This is a genomic window from Polaromonas sp. P1_G2, assembly GCF_056405515.1.
The window spans coordinates 1-501 of record NZ_JBFUBY010000949.1; the positions used below are offsets into that span (position 1 = coordinate 1).

Sequence of the window (501 nt, forward strand, 5' to 3'; positions counted from 1 at the left end):
GCTGAACGCTCTGCGGCCCATGCTGGCGCGATCGGCAAAAAGGTCAGTTCGATCACCCTCAAGGACACCAAGAGCCGCTGGGGCTCCTGTTCCCATGACGGAAACCTGAGCTTTTCCTGGCGCATCGTCATGGCACCCCCCTATGTGATCGACTATCTCGCGGCTCACGAAGTGGCCCATCTTGCCGAAATGAACCATTCTGACAGGTTCTGGGCGATCTGCGAAAAACTCTGCCCGCAATCGCTCGAAGCCAAGCATTGGTTGAAGAGGAACGGCGCGTTGCTTCACGTCCATGACTTCGGAAGCTGAAACTGACGTAATGTCAGCGCATTTGCGGCGCAAAAACACTCGACTTCGCAGGCATTTCGTGCGACTTGGGCCAAATGACACTCGATATCAAAATCTGCGGGCTGAAGACCGAGGAAGCGGTCGATCGCGCGGTGGCGCTCGGGGCCACGCATATCGGCTTCATCTTCTTTGAAAAGAGCCCTCGCTATATCG

At 56.3% G+C, this 501-nt stretch carries 1 protein-coding gene; it reads left to right on the forward strand.

Going from position 1 to position 501, the window contains the following annotated elements; genetic code table 11:
• Positions 1-309 (forward strand): M48 family metallopeptidase (locus tag AC1D0P_RS28490; RefSeq protein ID WP_477679805.1); only part of this gene is annotated, 309 nt, incomplete at its 5' end.
• Positions 310-501: the final 192 nt, after the last annotated feature.